The organism is Arthrobacter sp. FW306-1B-F12A (assembly GCF_058781865.1).
Genome location: NZ_JBYSXD010000015.1, coordinates 51,379 through 69,558, shown reverse-complemented (window position 1 = coordinate 69,558; position 18,180 = coordinate 51,379). Strand labels below are relative to the sequence as shown.

The window sequence follows — 18,180 nt, the reverse complement described above, 5'->3', positions numbered from 1 at the left end:
GGTGTTACTGGTTGGTGGCGGTGCGCTGGGTGCCGGTGAAGTTGAAGGCGATGGTGCTGCTCTGGTTCTGCAGGGTGTTGTCTGCGGTGGAGGGCAGGGTGAGGGTGACGCGGAGGTTGTCGGTGTGTCCGGCGGTGACCGAGGTGAGGTTGGCCAGGGTGAGGTTGGCGCCGATGACGGGGCGGGAGGCGAGCACGCTGGTGGTGGTGCCGGAGCAGGTGTAAGTGTAGGCGGGGGCGGTGCCGGCTTCGGTCCAGGCGGTGGAGCAGTTATCGACGGTGACCTGCAGGCCCATGGTGGTGTTGGTGTCCAGCAGGGAGGTCGGGGAGGCCGCGGTGGTGAGGGTGATCGCGGAGAGGTTCTGGTTTCCGGTGGCGTTGGCCAGGGTGGCGACGCGTTGGACGGTGTCGCCGGGGACCAGGCCGGAGGCGGCGACGCTGAGGCGGTTGGTGGTGCCGGTGGCGCCGAGGGCGATGTTCACGATGCCGGAGGCGACGGTGTTGCTGGCGGAGGTGCTGGAGGTGAAGGCGCCGTAGGTTCCCAGTCCTGCCACGCCGGCAGCAGTGCCGACCAGGGCCAGGGATGCGATGACTTTGCCGGTGGTGGTTTTCAGGTTGAGACCCATGATCGTTTTCCGTTTCTTGAAGCCCGTGAGACCGGGACTTTGCTGTCCGATGTCCTCTACTTTCGGGCAGGTTTTTTAGGAAGCCGCAAGGTTCCCGCAAGCTTTTCTCGAAGTTTGGTTAAAGATTCAATCAAGTAGTTTTCGAGTGTTGCGCAGGCGGGGGTGCCTCAGCATCCAAGTAGTGGAAACGAGTAACGGCGCGAGCTGGCAGCTGATGCCCGCAAAATCGCCCCCAGAGGGCATTTGCTGCCAGTTCGCGCTAAGAAGGCAAGCCCAACCCGCTGCCGCCGTAAACGGGATAACTGTTGCGAAGTTCCCCACTGGCAGCCTCCGGCTATGGACCGTGTCCTCTATACTGACATCTGAATACCTGTTCAGATGTTGGAGGCCCCGTGGCTGTTCGTGAAGCCGTCGATGAATGCGGTGTGAAACTTGTCGACCCGGACAAGGTCGAACTCGTCCGGGCGGCCCTGCCCTCGGATCACGACATTGCCGAGCTGGCGGACGTGTTCTCATTGCTGGGCGATCCGGGACGCTTGCGGTTGCTGACGTCCCTGTTGGAGGGCGGCGAGCTGTGCGTATGCGACCTCGCGGCGACGACGGCGATGAGCGAGAGTGCAGTCAGCCATGCGTTGCGGCTTCTGCGCGCCCACCGGGTGGTTTCCGTTTCGAGGCGCGGCCGGATGGCCTACTACCGTCTGGATGATGCCCACGTGCGGATGCTGCTGGACTTGGGCCTGACCCACACAGGACATACCGTCGCCGTTCATCCCGAGCGCACGGCCAAGAAGGACAGCGGCCAATGAGCAACCACCACCATGACACGGCGGGCAACCCAGCCAAGCACCACAGCCACAGCCACAGCCACGCGATAGCAGCGAACGCGGACCGGCGCTATCTGGTGATCGCGTTGGCGCTGATTGTCGGGTTCATGATCGTCGAGGTGATTGTCGCCATCCTTTCCGGCTCGCTTGCGCTGCTTTCGGACGCCGGGCACATGCTCACCGACGCCGGGGCGATCGCCGCCTCCCTGTGGGCGATCAACCTCGCGGCCCGTCCGGCGCGGGGAATCTGGACGTTCGGATTCAAGCGTGCCGAAATCCTCTCCGCGGCCGCCAACGGAATCACCTTGCTGGTCATCAGCGCCCTCGTGGCCGTGGAGGCAATCCACCGCCTCCTTGATCCGCCACCGGTTGAGGGCGGCCCTGTCCTCATCGTCGCGATCTTCGGCATCATCGTGAACCTCGTGGCGGTGTGGGTGCTGGCCAAAGCCAACCGGTCCAGCCTGAACGTTGAAGGATCCTTCCAGCACATCCTGACCGACCTCTACGGATTCATTGCGACGGCGGTCGCCGGGCTCGTCGTCCTGACCACCGGTTTTACCCGTGCGGACGCGATCGCTTCCCTCATTGTGGTGGCCCTGATGCTGCACGCCGCATGGGGACTGCTGCGGGACTCCGGGAGGATCCTCCTGGAAGGCGCACCCGAAGGTGTCGACCTGGACCAGGTCAGGGCGCACCTCCTCGAAACCGGGCACGTGCACGACGTCCACGACCTGCACGTCTGGACGGTCACCTCCGACCTTCCTGCCCTCTCCGCGCACGTCGTCCTGGATGAGAGCTGCTTCCACGATGGACACGCCCCGCTCATCCTTGACCAGTTGCAAAGCTGCTTGACCGGCCATTTCGACGTCGAACACTCCACCTTCCAGCTCGAACCCGCCGGCCACGCCGTGCACGAAACCGGAACCCACTGATGACAACAGTCCCGGAGGCCGCCTGGACCAAAGACGCCCGTACCGTCCGGCTGCTGTCTTGGTTCAGCCTGGTCTGGATGGTCCTGGAGGGAGCCCTCGGACTGCTTGCCGGCGGGACGGCCGGCTCCGTTTCGCTGATCGGCTGGGCCCTCAGCTCCGCCGTCGAGGGCCTGGCGAGCATCATCGTAATCTGGCGGTTCACCGGCTCCCGCACAATGTCGGAAACTGCCGAAGGGCGAGCACAAAAGGCCGTCGCCATCAGTTTCTGGCTCCTGGCGCCGTACATCGGAATCCAGTCGATCATCGATCTGGCCACGGGACACCGGGCCGGGAACAGCGTCCTTGGCATCGTGCTCACGGCGGCGAGCCTGGTCATCATGCCTGTCCTCGGCGTCGCCAAGCAGCGCCTCGGTGCCAGGCTAGACTCCGGGGCCACTGCCGGTGAAGGAACCCAGAACCTGCTCTGTGCCGCCACGGCCGCCGCTGTCCTGATCGGCCTGGCCGGGAACGCGCTCTTCGGCGCGTGGTGGCTTGACCCCGTCATTGGCCTCGTCATCGCCGCCGTGGCCGTCAAAGAAGGCCGCGAAGCGTGGAAGGGTGAAGACTGCTGCTAACGCGCCCCAAGACAAAGGACACCCATGGCCAGCATTAACGACACAAGCGAAGTCCGCAAACTCTTGTTGCGCCGCGGTTTGCGGCTTGAATACGCGACCCTGGGCTGGAACGTGGTGGGCCTCGGCGTCCTGGCAGCCGCCGCCATTCAAGCCGGCTCCCCGGCGTTGGCCGGTTTCGGCTTGGATTCCCTGATCGAGATCTTCGCTTCGATCGTGGTGGTGTGGCAGCTCAAGGGTGCCCATAAGGAGCGCGAAGCCCCCGCGATGCGCCTGATCGGGATCGCCTTCGCCATTCTGGGCGCTTACCTGCTCATCCAGGTGGCCGTTGTGTTTGCCACCGGCGTCCGCCCCGCAACCTCGGGTCTGGGCATCGTCTGGACGGCCCTGACCTTCGGGGTGATGCTTGCCCTGGCGTGGGGCAAGATCCGCACCGGGCAGCGCTTGGGCAATCCCGTACTCCGCGCGGAAGGAAAGGTGACCCTCGTGGACTCCTACCTGGCCGGCGCGGTGCTGGCCGGGCTCGCGCTGAATGCCCTATTCGGCTGGTGGTGGGCCGATCCGCTGGCAGGGGTCGTGATCATCTACTACGCCGCGGTGGAAGCCCGGCACGCCCTCAAACACACCATCGACCAGGGCACCCCATGAATGACCTTGTCTGCCGGGCGGTGCACAAGTGAGCCGCACCAGCCCGGCCGGGACAATCCACGGGCCCACAGTTCCTCTCTATGCAGCGGGATTCGTGACCGCTTTCGGGGCGCACAGCATTGCCGCAGGAATGGGAGCCCAGAGCGGGAACATCGGCCTGAGCCTGCTGAACCTGGGCATCCTGCTGGCCGTTTACGACTTGGCCGAAGTGTTTCTCAAACCCGTCTTTGGTGTCCTCAGTGACCGGATTGGGCCCAAGCCGGTCATCTTCGGGGGCCTGCTGGCGTTCGCCGTTTTCTCGCTGGTGGGGTTGTGGGGCGCGGATCCGCTCCTGCTGGGCCTCGCCCGCCTGGGTCAGGGCGCATCCGCGGCGGCATTCTCCCCCGCCTCGTCGGCCACCGTGGCACGGCTTGCCGGCGGCAAGAACGCCGGGAAATTCTTTGGCCGCTATGGATCCTGGAAAAGCCTCGGCTATATCTTCGGCCCGCTCCTGGGAGCCGGACTGATCCAGGCTGGCGGTTTTGCCTTGCTCTTTGCGGCCCTGTCAGCCCTGGCAGCAGCCACCGCCCTGTGGGTGGCTGTGAGCCTGCCACGGTTCGAACCGGTTCCCCGCGTCAGATACACCGTCCTGGACCTCGCCCGGCAGATCACCGAACGGCGTTTCCTCGTGCCCACGGCGGTGCTTGCGGCATCCACCGGCGCCCTGGGTGCCGCCATCGGCTTCCTGCCGGCCCTGGCGACCCGGCATGGACTCGATCCCGTCGCCGGGACGGCCGCAGTGAGCGTGCTGGCCATCGCTTCGGCCATCATCTCGCCATGGGTTGGAACGCGCCGCGACGTGCGAGGGATCAGCGACGCCGCGGGGATGAGGGCCGGGCTGCTGCTCACCGCAGCGGGCATCGGAATCGTGGCCGCTGCACCGGGACCCATCACCCTGTTCATCGCCGCCCTGCTGATCGGAGCCGGGATCGGAACGGCCACCCCGCTCGCGTTCGCCCATCTGGCCGACACCACGCCCCACGAACGGATGGGCAGGACCATGGGTTCAGCCGAACTCGGCAGGGAACTCGGCGACGCGGGCGGACCGCTGATAGTCGGAAGCCTCGCCACCTTGGGCGGACTGCCGCTGGGCCTGGGCGCGCTCGCGCTGCTCGTAGGCGCAGCAAGCACACCGAGGCTCAATCGAACCTGACCTTCAAGCACACCCCTTAGTGGTGTGCTTGCGTCTCCTGGAGCCGCTTGATGAACCAGCGTGATTGCTCGGGTCCGTAGGGAAGCACCGGGATCGCTTTGGTAGCGTCCGACGGCGTGTCCCGGATCGACTGCCTAGCCTGCCGTACCGCTGTGGACATGGTGTCTGCCATGGTCTTCACGAACTGGTCGCTGCAGGGCTTGCCGTGGCCGGGGATCAGGAACTCGTAGCGGTGGCGCAGCGCCGAGATGTGCCGCAGGACGTCTGCCCAGTCTTCCGGGTAGGAGTCCTCGAACGACGGGTGCGCGCCTTGTTCCACGAGGTCGCCGGCGAAAAGGGTGCTGGGCGTGCCTACCAGGAGGTCGCCGTCGGTGTGGCCGCGGCCCAGGTAGAACAGGGTGGCGGCGAGTCCGCCGAGGTCAACCAGGACGGGTTGATCCTTGACGATCGCGTTGGGAATGACGAGTTCGACGGCGTCGCCCCGGCCCGCGGCCATCTCCGGTTCGGTGGCGGCGACGAAGCGGCGCTGGTGGTCGCCGTCGTCGTCGATTGTCGCCGCACAGTTGACGTGCCCCCAAAACTCGGTGACGCCGTCGTCGGCAAATACGGCGTTGCCGAAGTAGTGGTCGTAGTGGGCGTGGGTGTTAACGACGACCAGCGGCAGCTGGGTCTTCTCCCGGACTGCGGCGAGGATCTGCCGGCCTTGGCGGGGGCCGCAACCGGTGTCGATCACCATGGCTCGTTCCGTACCTACAACGAGGCCCGTGTTAAGCAGGCACCCTTCGGTCTCCAACACGTAGTTGTTAGGGCCGACTTCGAGCCATGCTGACATTGTTTCTCCGTCTGATACGTTCCGGCAGTGTTCAGGCCTCGATTCTACCCACGTAGAGCTGGGAGGATCGGGAGGAAAGGCACAGTTGAGACCCGGGCCGTTCGAAATCGGTCGATGCGCACTGAGAAGGCTTGAGGAGCAATGCGCGGGGAGCTACGCTATCGGGGTTGGCGATTGCTGCTTGTTAACTAGTTGCAGCTGGGTTCGGCCGCCTGCCTGGGGAGGACATGATCGTGTTACCGGATACTTCGGACGGTGAAAAGGCCAGTGTCGATTTGGGCGTCGACGGTCTTCTCCATTTGCGCTGGCAGCGCGGGGTCGCCATTGAGGTTGAGGATGCGCGGGCGGCCATGGCGAAAGTCAACGAGCTCTGCCAACAGGAGCAGCATCCAATGCTTGTAGACATGGCCACGGTCGCTTCCGTTAGCCGGGAGGCCCGGGGTGTGTGGTCCATTCCCTGCGGCGCTTCGCGCATCGCTTTGTTGGGTTCGTCGCCTGTTGACCGGGTCCTGGCGAACTTCTTCCTGGGAGTGCACGTCCCGCCTTGCCCCACCCGTTTCTTCACATCGCGCAGCGAGGCCCTGGACTGGCTTAATGCGGGTTCCTGAGCCCCGGATGTGCTTCCTGCTGCTGCCCGCTGAGAATACGTGACCTCGAGAGAGGGCGTTGAGGATCCGCGCCTGCAGCTATTGGTTGACGGCGTTGTCCGGTTGGCTGCCGGCGATCTGGACGCACGCATTGAGCCGTCGAAGCATCGTGATGACATTGACGCCGTGATCACCGGAGTCAACCTGCTCGCGGAGGAGCTGGGCCACATCCATGCGGATCTGGAGCAGCGGGTGGCCGCCCGCACGGCTATGTTGCGGCGAACGCAGGTTGAGCTGGAACAGATGGCCAAGACAGATGCCCTCACGGGCCTCGCGAACAGGACGCTGCTTACCGAGCGGATCCAGCAAGCGACCCTGTCCAGCACGGACGGCGGAAGAGCCCCGGCCGTGTTGCTCCTGGATCTGGACTCCTTCAAGGCCATCAACGACATCCTGGGCCACAGCGCCGGTGACGCCGTGCTGGTGGAAGTTGCCAAACGGCTCCGCTCGGCCGTCAGGGAGCAGGACACTGTGGCCCGCCTGGGCGGGGATGAGTTTGCCATTCTCATTACCGGGGCCACGGAAGGGGAGATCCTTCGGATCGCGCACCGCGCATCGGAGTATCTGCAGGACAGCATGAGCATCGGAATAGAAACGGTCTGGGCGATGGCGAGCATCGGCGTTTGCATAGGCAAGCCCGGGGACCGGGCAGAGGCGCTGATGCGCGACGCCGATATTGCCATGTACCAGGCAAAGGCTCGGGGCCGGAATAATGTCCAACTCTTCCACCCGGACATGCTCGACGCCGTTCAGGAACGGTCGCGAATAACCGCCGAACTACGCACCGCTGTTGCCGGAGGCGAGTTGGGGCTGGTGTATCAGCCGGTGGTCGAGTTGGCTTCCAGCCGCGTCATCGGGGTGGAAGCCCTCCTCCGATGGCATCACCCTGTGCGCGGAACCATCATGCCGGGCAGCTTCATTGGCATCGCAGAAGAAACCGGCTTGATCTTTGAGCTGGGACGGTGGGTGCTGCATGAAGGTCTTGCCCAAATGAGCCGCTGGAGCCAAACAGACCCGGAGCTGACGGACTTTTGCCTGCACATCAATCTTTCCGCCGCCGAACTGCTTCGGACCGACTTGCTGGAGGACATCAAGGCCACGCTGGCCAAATATGGCGTGGATCCGCGGCGGTTGATCTTGGAGATCACCGAGACCGTATTGATGTCGCGTGAAACCGTGCAGGAACAGGTCCTGAGCGGGCTACGGGAGCTCGGCGTGGGGCTGCAAATCGACGATTTCGGTACGGGCTATTCGTCAATCAGCTACCTCAGGTCGCTTCCGGCGGACACTGTGAAGGTGGATCAGTCCCTCATCAAGGACATGGAGCTGGACCCTCGGCAGCAAAAGTTCGTCTCCGCCATCCTGCAGCTGATTTTCGCTGCGGGGCTCAACGCAACCGTGGAAGGCATCGAAACCGCCGAGCAGGCGGCCCAGCTGGAGGCCATGGGTTGCCTCTACGGGCAAGGCTACTTCTTCGGCTATCCGGGGCCTCCCTCCGAAATACCGCGTCAACTCCGCCGGCCGGTTCGGCGTCTGTAGAGTTAGCGCATGTCGAAGCTTTGGGACCAGATGTTGCTTGTCCCCACAGTAGTACGCCTCGCTTCCCGGGCACCGAGAAATCCGGACACCGCGTGGGAAGGATACTGGCGCGGAATCCGCACCACTGGCCGTTCCGGAGATGTGCTTTGGGACTCCGACTCCGCGGCCGAGCATGCTCAGTACTCCAACGCGATCGCGGCCCACTTTGATCCTGCTCTTCCGGTAGTTGACGTCGGGTGCGGCAACGGAACCCACACGCGCTGGCTTGCCAGCCTGTTTCCACGGGTTCTCGGAATCGACGTGTCCAACGGGGCGATCGAGATGGCGCGCAAGGAAGCAGAAGGCGTCCACAATGCCGACTTCATGGTTCTGGATGCGGCTTCGGCAGGTGCCGGAGAGGTCCTGTTGGAGCGGCTGGGGCCCGCCAACGTCTTTGTCCGCGGAGTCTTCCACGTCCTGAAACCCGGCAAGCAGGCCGCTATGGCCGCCAACCTGCGGACTGCCGTCGGGAACAGAGGCCGGGTGTTGCTGGCCGAAACCAACTTCCGCGGAACTAGCCTGGGCTACCTGACCGAGCTCGGCGCCACCCGGCAAAGCATTCCCCTGCAACTGCGGCGCGCCTTGGAGAACCTTCCCAGGCCCGGGCATTTCGGTGCCGAGGAACGGCACCGTGCCTTTTCGGATTCCGACTGGCAGTTGATTGCGGACGGCCCGATGAACATCGAGGTGGTCCCGATGAACGCCGGCGGCCTTCCGCAGTGGGTTCCGGGATACTACGCACTCCTGGCCGGCGCGGAAAATTCCGGAACAGATCACAATCGGGTGTAACTGCGCCCAGGTGCGCAGCGCGGCGTTACATCCCTATGAAGATTTCATTTCAATCCGGGGCGACCGGATTGTTCGGCTGTAGTGTTTGCTTTGTTGCAGGTCCCGGGCTCAGCCGGAACTCAAGGCAAAGGAATGATTCATGTCGACGCGCAAACCGTCTGCTCGTGCATTGACCGATTCAGGGATGCCGGCTAGTCCGGAGGCTACGGAGCCGCCCCTCAAGCAGTTGCGCGGGCTGCGCCTCCAGGTACTGGAAATCATCGATGAAGTCTTAGGGGACTCTTCGCAAGCAACAGATGCGGTGCGCGAGGAACTTCGCCGGCACATTGCTGCCCACCCTGGGCGTCCGGAAGAGGCGCTGCTGGAACACTTGGCTTCGCTCAGGTCGGAACAGCCGGCCCCGCAAAACGAGCCAGAGTCACAGGACAACCCGGCCGCCCAAGGCGAGCCGGAGTCCCAGCACGCAAACAGCCAACACGCAATCAGCCAGCACCCAAGCAGCGCGCGTCTTGAGGCGGTGCTCCGGGACCACATGCTGATGACCGCCTTCCAGCCCGTATTCGACCTCACGACGTCCACCGTGGTCGGCGCCGAGGCTCTGACCCGCTTCGTGAGCGACAGCGGGGACCCTGCCGATTATTGGTTCGCAGAGGCTGAGGACTCGGGGCTCCGAACGGATCTTGAATTCGCGGCGTTGGAGTCGGGGCTTGAGGCCGCGCTGAAGCTCCCGCCCCACCTTTTCGTGGCGTTGAAACTTTCCGACGAGGTCTGCCTGGATCCGCGTCTTCCTGGGCTTTTCGAGCAAACTCCGCTGGCTCCCACGCGGGTCATCCTTGAAGTTTCCGGGAAGTTCCCCCAGGAGCAGGCCGCTTCGCTTGACGCGGCGGTGGCTCCGCTGCGAAGCGTTGGCGTGCGCCTGTCCATCGAAAACACGGGTTCCTTCTTCGCCGGGGCCAGCCATATCCTTCGGCTCAAGCCGGAGATGATCAAGCTGGAGCGGAATCTGACTGCGGGTCTCAACCAGGATTCCCTCCGGCAGGAACTTGTCGAGGCCGAGGTCGCGTTCGCGCGGGAGATCGGGGCGGCCTTGATTGCCCAACGCATCGAAACCAAGGACGAGCTCGCCACTTTGGCGGATCTGGGAGTAACCCTCGGCGAGGGGTATCACCTTGGGCGGCCCTCGGTGCAGCCCAGCGAATGGGCAAAGTGGGGCGGGCGCTCCCGGCATCTCGCCTCCCCCGGCGGTCGCGGCAGAACCACTCGCAGCTGACGGTCGCGAACCCCCAAAAGGGCCGCCGCTTCGGATAACTCAGGCAGATACAGGCCGATCCGGGCCTCGGTGTTGTTCTATCAACCAGGCTGCCATCTGCTGTGCTCGCTTTGACGCCAGGACGTCGCCTTCGGTGGCCGAAATGATGGAGCCCTTCATCAGGATGTGCCAAGAGCGTGCGAACTCTTCAGTCCGTTCCAGCCCGGCTTCCTCTGCCAACTCCTGGATGTGTCCCCTGATCCTGGCGAGGTAGCCGATGCTGGCTTTCCCCAGCGGATGCTCACGGCCCATTTCGAGGAGGACGTTGATGAACGAGCACGCCTCGAAGTCCTCCCGCTGGAACCAGTCCCCGAAGACGTCGAAGATGGCGAGCAACTGCTCCTCGGCGGTGTCTCCCCGGCTCCGGGCATCGGAGATGATCAAGTCCACGGTCCAGATCTGGTCCCGAAGCGCGAGGAATGCAAGAACCAGATCGTCCTTGGACGGAAAGTGGCGGTAGAAGGTGGCCTTCGCCACCCCTGAACGCTCGATGAGCTGGTCGACGCCGACCGCGCGGATCCCGCGCCGCGAGAACAGTTCGTAGGCGGCGTCCAGGATTCGATCCACCGCGTCATCACGGGTGGTGGTTTGTCCGGCTGGCGATGAAGACGGACCGGGTGCTTCCGAGGCATCTGGCGTGCTCATGGTAAGAGCAATCTTACTCGTACCCCGCCAAGACAGACCGGTCTGTCATAGCCCTTCTTGCGCCAACGCGGGGTCACTTACGGCCCATGTCGGGCAGCAACATGGGCCGTAAGTGACCCCGCGTTGCGTAGGGTGCCAGTGCGCTCCCCTATTGCTTCTCTTGCGGCCTTCTGGTTCTCTGGCACTACCGGGCCGCCGCCGCGCTAATTCCGGTGTGGGCCGCGCCCCGGCTGAAGGGACGTGGGACTGCTATGACTTCTCTTTGGCTAGACGCGCGCGAGGCTTCCGCAGCCGTGAGCCCCGATGAATTCACGCCAGGGAACAGTTACGACGCCGTCGTGGTGGGCGCCGGAATCACGGGCCTGGCCACGGCTCTCATGCTGGCCCGGACCGGGAGCAGCGTGCTGGTCCTCGAGGCCCGGCATATCGGGGCGGTCAATACCGGCAACACCACGGCCAAGCTGAGCCTTTTGCAGGGCACCACGCTGTCCAGGCTCCGGAACCAGTATTCGGTGAACGTGGTCCGCGCCTACGTTGACGCGAACCGCGCAGGCCAGAAATGGCTGCTCGAATACCTCGAGGGCCGGGGCGTGCCGTTCCAGTACCGGGATGCTTACACCTTCGCCACCACACCCACCGGCGCGGAACACCTCGTCGCTGAGGCCAACGCTTCCCGGGCGTGCGGGCTCAACGTCAAGTCCACCCGCGAGACCGGGTTGCCGTTCGACGTCGACGCCGCCTTGCGGCTTGCGAAGCAGGCGCAGTTCAACCCGATGGACGTCCTGGATGCGCTGGCTGCGGATGTCCGGGCTGCCGGCGGCAGCATCGTGGAGGGTATCCGCGTCATGAACGTCCGCAACGGTGATCCCCTGACGGTGGTCACCAGGAAGGGCGAGGTCCGGGCCCGCTACGTGGTGCTCGCCACCGGGACACCCATCCTGAACCGCGGGCTCTACTTCGCGAAGCTGCGGCCTAACCGCTCGTACGCGGCCGCGCTGCGGCTGCCGGACGGCATGAGCCCTCCTCCCGGAATGTACCTTTCCGCCGAGCCGCCCACCCGCTCGCTGAGGGACTATCCAATGCCCGACGGCGGGACCTTGCTTTTGGTGGGCGGGTTCGGGCATGCGGGCGGCCGGGCGCCGTCGACGCAGGTGCACGTGAATGAGCTGCTCGGCTGGGCCCAACAGCACTATCCGGGCGCCGAGGTGACGCACACGTGGGCTGCCCAGGACTACCAAGCCGGGAATCTCATGCCGTTCTTCGGCCGGTTCCCCCGGGGCCACGGGAAGATCTTCTTCGGCACCGGCTACAACAAGTGGGGCATGACAAACGGTGTTGCGGCGGCGCTGGATATCACCGCCGATATCCGTGGCGAAAAGCTGGAGTGGGCCCGCATCATCCACCACCGGGTGACAGGTCCCCGCGGCGCAGCGTCGACGATTTCGCTCAACCTGGAGACCCAGCAGCAGAATTTCCGGGACAAGGCTGCCTTGAAGGAGAAGCCGGCCATCACGGAGGAAACCCACCCCGCCGAGGGCACGGGCGTCACGGGACTTTTCCACGGGAAGCCCGCGGCTATCTGCACGGTGGATGGCGTGGTGTGCAGGGTGTCGGCGGAATGCGCGCACCTTGGCGGGATCCTGCACTGGAACGACGCCGAGAAGTCCTGGGACTGCCCCCTGCACGGTTCCCGTTACTCTGCGGCAGGCAAGCTGCTGGAGGGGCCGGCGACGCACAATCTGTTCAAGTTGCAGTAGGGGGTTGACGGGGAAAATTGGCGCCCCGTGGAATCGCCATCCATGATGAATGGATTTAGCAAATATACTAAGGAGGCACCTTCTTTCTGGTCGGGTGCGCGTGCTGTCCTGAAGGAGGATGAATGGTACCCAAGCGCGTTACTTTGGCGGATGTTGCAAAGCTCGCCGGGCTTTCCACCACCGCCGCCTCGATGATCCTCAATGGGCGTCCCGATACCCGGCTGTCCAAGGATGCGCACGAGCGTGTGCTCGCGGCCGCGGCCGAACTGAACTATCGCCCCAACGTTGCGGCAAGAGGTTTGAGGACGCAGAAGACGCGGACCATCGGTTTCATATCGGACCGCGTTGCCACCACCAGATTCGCAAGCGGCCTGATCGAAGGTGCACTTGCGGCAGCGGGAGCCGCCGATCATGTCATGCTTGTGCTCGAAACCGGAGGCGAAGCCAAATTGGAAGCCTCGGCCCTTGAGGCCGTGCTCGATAGGCAGGTAGACGGAATCGTCTTCGCCTCCATGCGCGCTCGAGAGCTTTACATCCCCGAACTGCCTGCCGGAACGCGTTCAGTTCTTTTGAACGCCACCAGCCAGGGGCACGCTGTCAGTGTGCTGTCCGACGAGTACACCGGGGGGAAGACCGCGGTGGAAGTACTCGCGCGCCATGGGATCACCGAGGGGGTGGCCGTGCTCGGGTACTCCGAAGAAGCTGAGCAAGGCCTGTTCCGTTCGGTCGCCGTCAATCGCCGCGTGGAGGGCATCAAGGATGCCCTCGCCGAAAACGGCATTGATGTCTCCGTCTGGGAATCAGTCTGGCTCTGGGACGCGGATCCCGGTTATGCCGCGGCGAAGAAGATCCTCCGCCGGCACCCGGGCGTCCGCGCCCTGCTATGCATGAACGACCGGCTCGCGTTCGGCGCTTATCAGGCGCTTCAGGAGAAAGGTCTTCGGATTCCGGACGATATTTCGATCGTGTCTTTCGATAACGACGAGTTGGCCTCGTATCTGCGTCCTGGCCTCACTACGGTTGCCCTCCCCCACGAACAGATGGGCAGGGATGCCGTCCGTTTGCTCCTATCCGATGATGCGGCTCCAGGCGAGCGGCTGGTTCCGATGCCGCTGATCGAGCGTTCATCGGTCATTCGCTAGGCTTCCATGATTCTTCGCAGGGCGCGCACGATGGATGTCGCCCGGGGATCGTCTTGGTTTTCGAGGGTGTTTGTGACGTATCCAAAGCCGACCTTATGAACGGGATCTGCGAAAGCGACCTGACCGCCCGCCCCGTCGTGCCCGAACGAAGATGAGGTGAGGAACTCCCGTCGCTCGGACGAGAGCATGAAGCCAGTTCCCCACCGGGGGTAAGGGCCCGGAAGCCACCAAACGGGCTCCCCCTCGCTCTGGACCTGGGTCATGTCATTGACGACATCGCTCTCCACGAGGGCGATGCCCTCCGTCGGAACTACCATCGCCGACCAGATCGTGGCGAGGCCAGCGGCGGTTGCGATACCGCCTGCCCCCGGAACTTCGGCCTGATGCACCTCGGGCGAGTCGAATCCCGCGCCAGCCACAACCAGCTCGGGCGGGAACGCTGCTCCAAGCGTCATCGCCCGACCTGCCCAAAAGAGGTCGTCCTCACTTGGTTGGCGGGTGCCGCTCGCTGGCGGATTCCGGATAGAGTCCCCCGCAAGGAGTCGGGCTACCCGCGGCTCCACCGACGGCGGTACCCCGATCCACGCGTCGACGCCCAACGGACCACTTACGGACTGTTGCAAGAACGAGCCCACGCTGGTACCCGTGATGCGGCGGATGACCTCTCCTACATACCAGCCGTAAGTCAGCGCGTGGTAGCCATAAGCCGTTCCAGGTTTCCACAGCGGCTCCTGCGTGGCCAGGACGGATACAATCGAGGGCCAGTCGAGCGCGGTCTCGAGACTGATGTCTTCGCGGGGCGCGGCAAGCCCGGCGCGGTGGCTCAGGAGCTGACGGACTGTGACCGCCTCCTTGCCGGCAGCCGCGAACTCCGGCCAGTAATCGGCAACCGGCCTGTCCAGCCCGAGCCGGCCCTGGCCAACGAGCATGGCAACAAGGACCGCGATGAGGCCTTTGGTGCAGGAGAAGATCACCGTAGGCGTATCACGTGCCCAAGGTCTCCCCTCGTGCCGGTCGGCGAGGCCGGCCCACAGGTCGACGACCGTCTCACCGCCGACCCTGATGTTCAGCGCAGAGCCGCCTTCGCCGTCACCGACGCTTTTACGGTAGGCATCGGCCACCGGGCCGAAGCCATCGGCCACGAACCCATGTACTTCATTCATGTGCATTTTCTCCTCGGATTTGGCGGAATCGGGGCGCGAAAGCTCAGCCCTTAACGCCGGAACTTGCCACGCTGGCGACGAAGGATCTCTGGAAGATCAGGAAGACAACAAGCACCGGCAACACGAAGAGGACTCCGAACGCTAGCACTGGCCCCCATTCCGGCGGCTGCGCGTTTTGGAAAACGCTCAGCTCAAGCGGAAGGGGCCGGAGTTTGGTGTCGGTAATCATGAGTACTGGCCAAAGATATTGGCCCCACTGGCCCAGGAAGGTCAGAATGGCTACCGTCGCGTAAGCTGGCAGGCTCATGGGTGCCACCACTTGGAAGAGTGTCCGCACCGGTCCGGCCCCATCGATCGTTGCCGCTTCTTCCACTTCCACGGGGATGCTGAGGAAGTACGTGTAGAAGAGGAAAATCGAGAACGCATTGGCCAGGAACGGCAGGGCCTGGACGTATAGTGTGTTCCGTTGACCGGAGAGCATGTAGTAAAGAGGCAGTGCCACCGCCTCGAACGGGATGATTGTCATGATGGTCACCAGGAGGAGCACGATGTTGCGTCCCCGCCACTTCATGCGTGCCAGCGCATAGCCGGCGAGCGAGTTCACCAGGAGGCCTCCGAGTACAACAATGGCGGTCACCGCCAGGGAGACCCCAGCGAATTGCCACACATACCCTGTGGTGTCGTTTGAGAACCGGTTGAACACGCCGGCATAGTTGTCGAGCGACAGGTCCGAGGGAACCAAGGCGCTCAGGCCGCCCAGGACCTTGTCACCAGGCCTGAGGCTTCCAACCAACAAGTAGTAGACCGGAACGAAGAAGATCAGGCCGAAGAAGACCAGCAGGACATAGCGCCCGGTCGTCGAGAGCAGCCGGGACCGTTTGATGCTTCGGACGCGGGTCATCGGATGCTTCCTTCCTGACGGACAAGCCGGCGTTGGATGACGGCGACGATGGTGACAATGACGAGGAAGACCACGGCCATGGCTGCGCCTTGGCCGATGTTGTTCTGGTCATAGCCAGTAGTGATGACCTGGTACATCATTGTCTGGGTCGATTCGATGTCAACGGATCCGCTTTGGCCGAGAAGGTACACCTGGTCAAAGAGGCGGAAAGAGAAGACCGTGGTCAGCAGGGCCACGAAGATGAGGGTGTTTCGAATTCCGGGCACGGTAACGTGCAGGAATTGACTCCATCGTCCAGCGCGGTCCAGGGACGCAGCCTCATATAGGTCATGAGGAACAGCTTGCAGTCCTCCGAGGAGGATGATCATCTGGAAGCTCACGCTCTGCCAAATCGACATCACGATGATCGCCCCCATGGCAGTTGCGCTGCTTCCAAGCCAATCGTGCGGACCGATGGAACCGCCCGTGAACAGGGAGATTGCGGAATTCAGCAGACCGTGGTCATCCCGTGCGAAAATGAGCCGCCACACGACGGCAACCAGGGCCAGCGGGAAGACGAGCGGCATGAAGAACATTGTGCGGAACACGGCCATGCCACGGAGCTTGCCGTTCACCAGAAGCGCGAGTCCTAGGGCGAGCGCCGTCTGGACGGGCACCACCACGGCCGCGAAGGTGAAGTTGTTGCCTAGCGAATGGAGGAAGGCTGCGCTGATGTCAGGGTCGGCGAAGAGCCTTGAATATTGCTCCAGCCCGATGAATCGTGGGGCCCGGGTGCTATTGAGCTGAAGCCGGTAGAACGACATCGCGATCGCACCAAGGAACGGAATGGCGAGGAAAACAGCGAGAAGGATGAGCGCGGGAGCTGCCATCGCGGGGCCCATGATCGAATGGGACGAGAGTCGCCTTCGCCGCTGGGTGGGCGGCGGCGCCGTCCGCCCGGCCTGGGATCGAATAAGAAGAGTCATAACCTTGCCTTCGACGGTCGCCGTACGGGGTAGGCAAGCCCACCCCGTACGGTAGCGATCACTTGTAGTTGTTGTTGTCCGCGAAATCGCGGTCGATCGCACGTGCAGCCGCCTGGAGACTTGCAGCCACGTCGGCCCCGCCCCAGATGGCGGTAAGAGCCTTGCCGAACGATGACGTCACCACCGGGTAACCCGCCGTTACGGGCCGCGAAACGGCAACGCACTGCTGGGTCAGCCGATCCTCGGTGGGGCAAGCTGCGTCGAGCTGGTCCCGCAGGAAAGCCAGGGGCTTGCCTGCTCCGTAAAGCGGAGAGGATGCGGCTGTGGTCTTCGTCGCCGGCGGAGCCCCGTTAGCTGCGGTGTACGTGGAAACGACGGGGTCGCTCATGAGGAAGTCAAGCAATTTGCCCGCTGCCGCCCCGTTCTTCGTGTGCCCTCCAAGGCTCCATGCGATCGTTCCGGAACCGGTCTTTGCCCCCTTGCCAAAGTTGGGCAGCGGGCCCACGACGAGGTCGTTCCCGAGTGCCTTGTCATAGGCCGGGTACATCCAGTTGCCCATCCAGTTCAGCGCCACCTGGCCGGACTGAAAGGCCGTGCCGTCGCCGTCGGGGTTGGTGAACTGCTTCCACGAGGCGAACTTCTTCAGGGCACCCACCGCAGTGTCCGAATCAAGCGCACCGGAGGCCTTGCCGTTGGCTATCATCGGCGTGCCGGCAGACCACAGGACCGGAGAGAAGCCGTAAATGCCGTATTCGGAGCTCAGTCCGTTGTTCTCCGCGATGCCGAGCGGCTTTCCGTTCGGCACCACGGCGGAGAGCTTCTTGAGGACCTCGGTGAATTCGTCTGCCGTCCAGGCTTCAGACGCGCTCTTGGGCATCGTCACGCCAGCTTTGTCGAGCAGCTTCTTGTTGCCCCACATGGCCAGACCGGAGTTCATCATGCTCACGGCGTAGAGTTTCCCGTCCACGGTGTTCTGGCCTTTGACGGCGTCGGTCTGGTTCTGCACTGTGGCCGCTGAGACGTAGTCCGATAGTGGAGCGATCTTCTGTCCGTAGGCCAGGTTCGCGATCTGCGGTCCGTCCACTTCAAGGACATCGGGAAGATCAGCAGGACTGGAGGTCTGCAGGGCCTTCGCGAAAGAGTCGGCCGGCAGGAACTGCATCTTGACCTTGATGTCCGGGTGGCTGGATTCGAAGTCGGAGACGATCTTCTGGATCGCGGTGTTCTCTGCGGACTGGCCGTCCAGGGCCCAGACCTTCAGGGTGCCCGTACCCGATCCAGCAGAAATGTTCGATGCTTCCGAGGGCGAATCCGACACCGATGGTCCGCCGCAAGCCGCCAAAGCGACTGAGACGAGCGCAGCAAGCCCGCCTGCTGCGATGCCTCGCAGCCGCGGACGCGGGGTTGAACGGAGGGTACTAACTGTCATAGCGGGTGACTCCTTCGTCGTGTACTCCAGGCCCGAGGTTTGTGCCCGGCGGCACATCCTCTGTCCTGTCCTTGAATAGATGGCTAAATAATTTGCTAAATGGATTTAGCTATGGTGACGAACCTCTCCCAAGTTGTCAAGAGGAGTCCTGTTTTTTGCCTGCCGTTACAACGTGGGCAGGAGGTATGTCA

The 18,180-nt window shown here is 63.6% G+C and carries 18 protein-coding genes; 11 read left to right on the top strand and 7 right to left on the bottom strand.

What is annotated here, in order from left to right; all coding sequences use genetic code 11:
- Positions 1 to 4: 4 nt before the first annotated feature.
- Positions 5 to 625, bottom strand: coding sequence for a TasA family protein (locus tag AC3WJU_RS09860; protein WP_059387213.1), 621 nt, complete (start codon positions 623 to 625; stop codon positions 5 to 7).
- A gap of 392 nt (positions 626 to 1,017) precedes the next feature.
- On the opposite strand from AC3WJU_RS09860, the gene AC3WJU_RS09855 reads away from it, so the two are divergent.
- The 5 genes from AC3WJU_RS09855 to AC3WJU_RS09835 are packed head-to-tail and all read left to right on the top strand — an operon-like array spanning position 1,018 to position 4,832.
- The gene (locus AC3WJU_RS09855; protein WP_284989968.1) at positions 1,018 to 1,431 is read left to right on the top strand and encodes an ArsR/SmtB family transcription factor; all 414 of its coding nucleotides are present in this window, start codon (positions 1,018 to 1,020) and stop codon (positions 1,429 to 1,431) included.
- Positions 1,428 to 2,381 (top strand): cation diffusion facilitator family transporter, encoded by a 954-nt coding sequence (locus AC3WJU_RS09850; protein WP_059387210.1) that lies wholly within the window; start codon positions 1,428 to 1,430, stop codon positions 2,379 to 2,381. Before AC3WJU_RS09855 ends, AC3WJU_RS09850 begins: the two co-directional genes overlap by 4 nt.
- Positions 2,381 to 2,995 carry a cation diffusion facilitator family transporter gene (locus tag AC3WJU_RS09845; protein ID WP_492259754.1) on the top strand — a complete coding sequence of 205 codons (615 nt, stop codon included), beginning with the start codon at positions 2,381 to 2,383 and terminating at the stop codon, positions 2,993 to 2,995. The genes AC3WJU_RS09850 and AC3WJU_RS09845 overlap by 1 nt, the downstream gene beginning before the upstream one ends.
- A gap of 24 nt (positions 2,996 to 3,019) precedes the next feature.
- A complete protein-coding gene (locus AC3WJU_RS09840; RefSeq protein ID WP_492259753.1) occupies positions 3,020 to 3,640 on the top strand; it encodes a cation efflux transmembrane domain-containing protein in 621 nt (206 codons plus the stop codon).
- Between the two features lie 28 nt (positions 3,641 to 3,668).
- Entirely contained in the window at positions 3,669 to 4,832 is a 1,164-nt protein-coding gene (locus tag AC3WJU_RS09835) for an MFS transporter (RefSeq protein WP_492259752.1), read from the top strand.
- A gap of 16 nt (positions 4,833 to 4,848) precedes the next feature.
- On the opposite strand, the gene AC3WJU_RS09830 is transcribed toward AC3WJU_RS09835, so the two are convergent.
- Entirely contained in the window at positions 4,849 to 5,664 is an 816-nt protein-coding gene (locus AC3WJU_RS09830; protein ID WP_492259751.1) for an MBL fold metallo-hydrolase, read from the bottom strand.
- A gap of 233 nt (positions 5,665 to 5,897) precedes the next feature.
- Here AC3WJU_RS09830 and AC3WJU_RS09825 point away from each other — a divergent pair, with 233 nt between their 5' ends.
- From AC3WJU_RS09825 to AC3WJU_RS09810, 4 genes are all read left to right on the top strand, one after another.
- A complete protein-coding gene (locus AC3WJU_RS09825) occupies positions 5,898 to 6,272 on the top strand; it encodes a DUF7793 family protein (protein ID WP_306959079.1) in 375 nt (124 codons plus the stop codon).
- 39 nt (positions 6,273 to 6,311) lie between these two features.
- A complete protein-coding gene (locus tag AC3WJU_RS09820; protein WP_492259750.1) occupies positions 6,312 to 7,850 on the top strand; it encodes a putative bifunctional diguanylate cyclase/phosphodiesterase in 1,539 nt (512 codons plus the stop codon).
- A 9-nt stretch (positions 7,851 to 7,859) separates the two neighbouring features.
- Positions 7,860 to 8,678 (top strand): class I SAM-dependent methyltransferase, encoded by an 819-nt coding sequence (locus AC3WJU_RS09815; RefSeq protein ID WP_492259749.1) that lies wholly within the window; start codon positions 7,860 to 7,862, stop codon positions 8,676 to 8,678.
- 139 nt (positions 8,679 to 8,817) lie between these two features.
- A complete protein-coding gene (locus AC3WJU_RS09810; protein WP_492259748.1) occupies positions 8,818 to 9,948 on the top strand; it encodes an EAL domain-containing protein in 1,131 nt (376 codons plus the stop codon).
- 39 nt (positions 9,949 to 9,987) lie between these two features.
- On the opposite strand, the gene AC3WJU_RS09805 is transcribed toward AC3WJU_RS09810, so the two are convergent.
- A complete protein-coding gene (locus AC3WJU_RS09805) occupies positions 9,988 to 10,632 on the bottom strand; it encodes a TetR/AcrR family transcriptional regulator (protein WP_306959083.1) in 645 nt (214 codons plus the stop codon).
- Positions 10,633 to 10,883: 251 nt separating this feature from the next.
- On the opposite strand from AC3WJU_RS09805, the gene AC3WJU_RS09800 reads away from it, so the two are divergent.
- Both AC3WJU_RS09800 and AC3WJU_RS09795 read left to right on the top strand, forming a co-directional pair.
- Entirely contained in the window at positions 10,884 to 12,389 is a 1,506-nt protein-coding gene (locus tag AC3WJU_RS09800; protein WP_492259747.1) for an FAD-dependent oxidoreductase, read from the top strand.
- A 122-nt stretch (positions 12,390 to 12,511) separates the two neighbouring features.
- On the top strand, positions 12,512 to 13,531 hold the full coding sequence (locus tag AC3WJU_RS09795; protein WP_306959085.1) for a LacI family DNA-binding transcriptional regulator: 1,020 nt from the start codon (positions 12,512 to 12,514) through the stop codon (positions 13,529 to 13,531).
- On the opposite strand, the gene AC3WJU_RS09790 is transcribed toward AC3WJU_RS09795, so the two are convergent.
- From AC3WJU_RS09790 to AC3WJU_RS09775, 4 genes are read right to left on the bottom strand one after another with little or no spacing between them, the layout of a single operon-like run.
- Complete coding sequence (locus tag AC3WJU_RS09790) at positions 13,528 to 14,694, bottom strand: serine hydrolase domain-containing protein (protein WP_492259746.1); 1,167 nt, start codon at positions 14,692 to 14,694, stop codon at positions 13,528 to 13,530. The genes AC3WJU_RS09795 and AC3WJU_RS09790 overlap by 4 nt on opposite strands.
- Before the next feature lie 43 nt (positions 14,695 to 14,737).
- Complete coding sequence (locus AC3WJU_RS09785; protein ID WP_492259745.1) at positions 14,738 to 15,595, bottom strand: carbohydrate ABC transporter permease; 858 nt, start codon at positions 15,593 to 15,595, stop codon at positions 14,738 to 14,740.
- A complete protein-coding gene (locus tag AC3WJU_RS09780) occupies positions 15,592 to 16,560 on the bottom strand; it encodes a carbohydrate ABC transporter permease (protein ID WP_492259744.1) in 969 nt (322 codons plus the stop codon). The genes AC3WJU_RS09785 and AC3WJU_RS09780 overlap by 4 nt, the downstream gene beginning before the upstream one ends.
- A gap of 58 nt (positions 16,561 to 16,618) precedes the next feature.
- Positions 16,619 to 17,989 (bottom strand): ABC transporter substrate-binding protein, encoded by a 1,371-nt coding sequence (locus AC3WJU_RS09775; RefSeq protein WP_492259743.1) that lies wholly within the window; start codon positions 17,987 to 17,989, stop codon positions 16,619 to 16,621.
- Between the last annotated feature and the right edge of the window lie 191 nt (positions 17,990 to 18,180).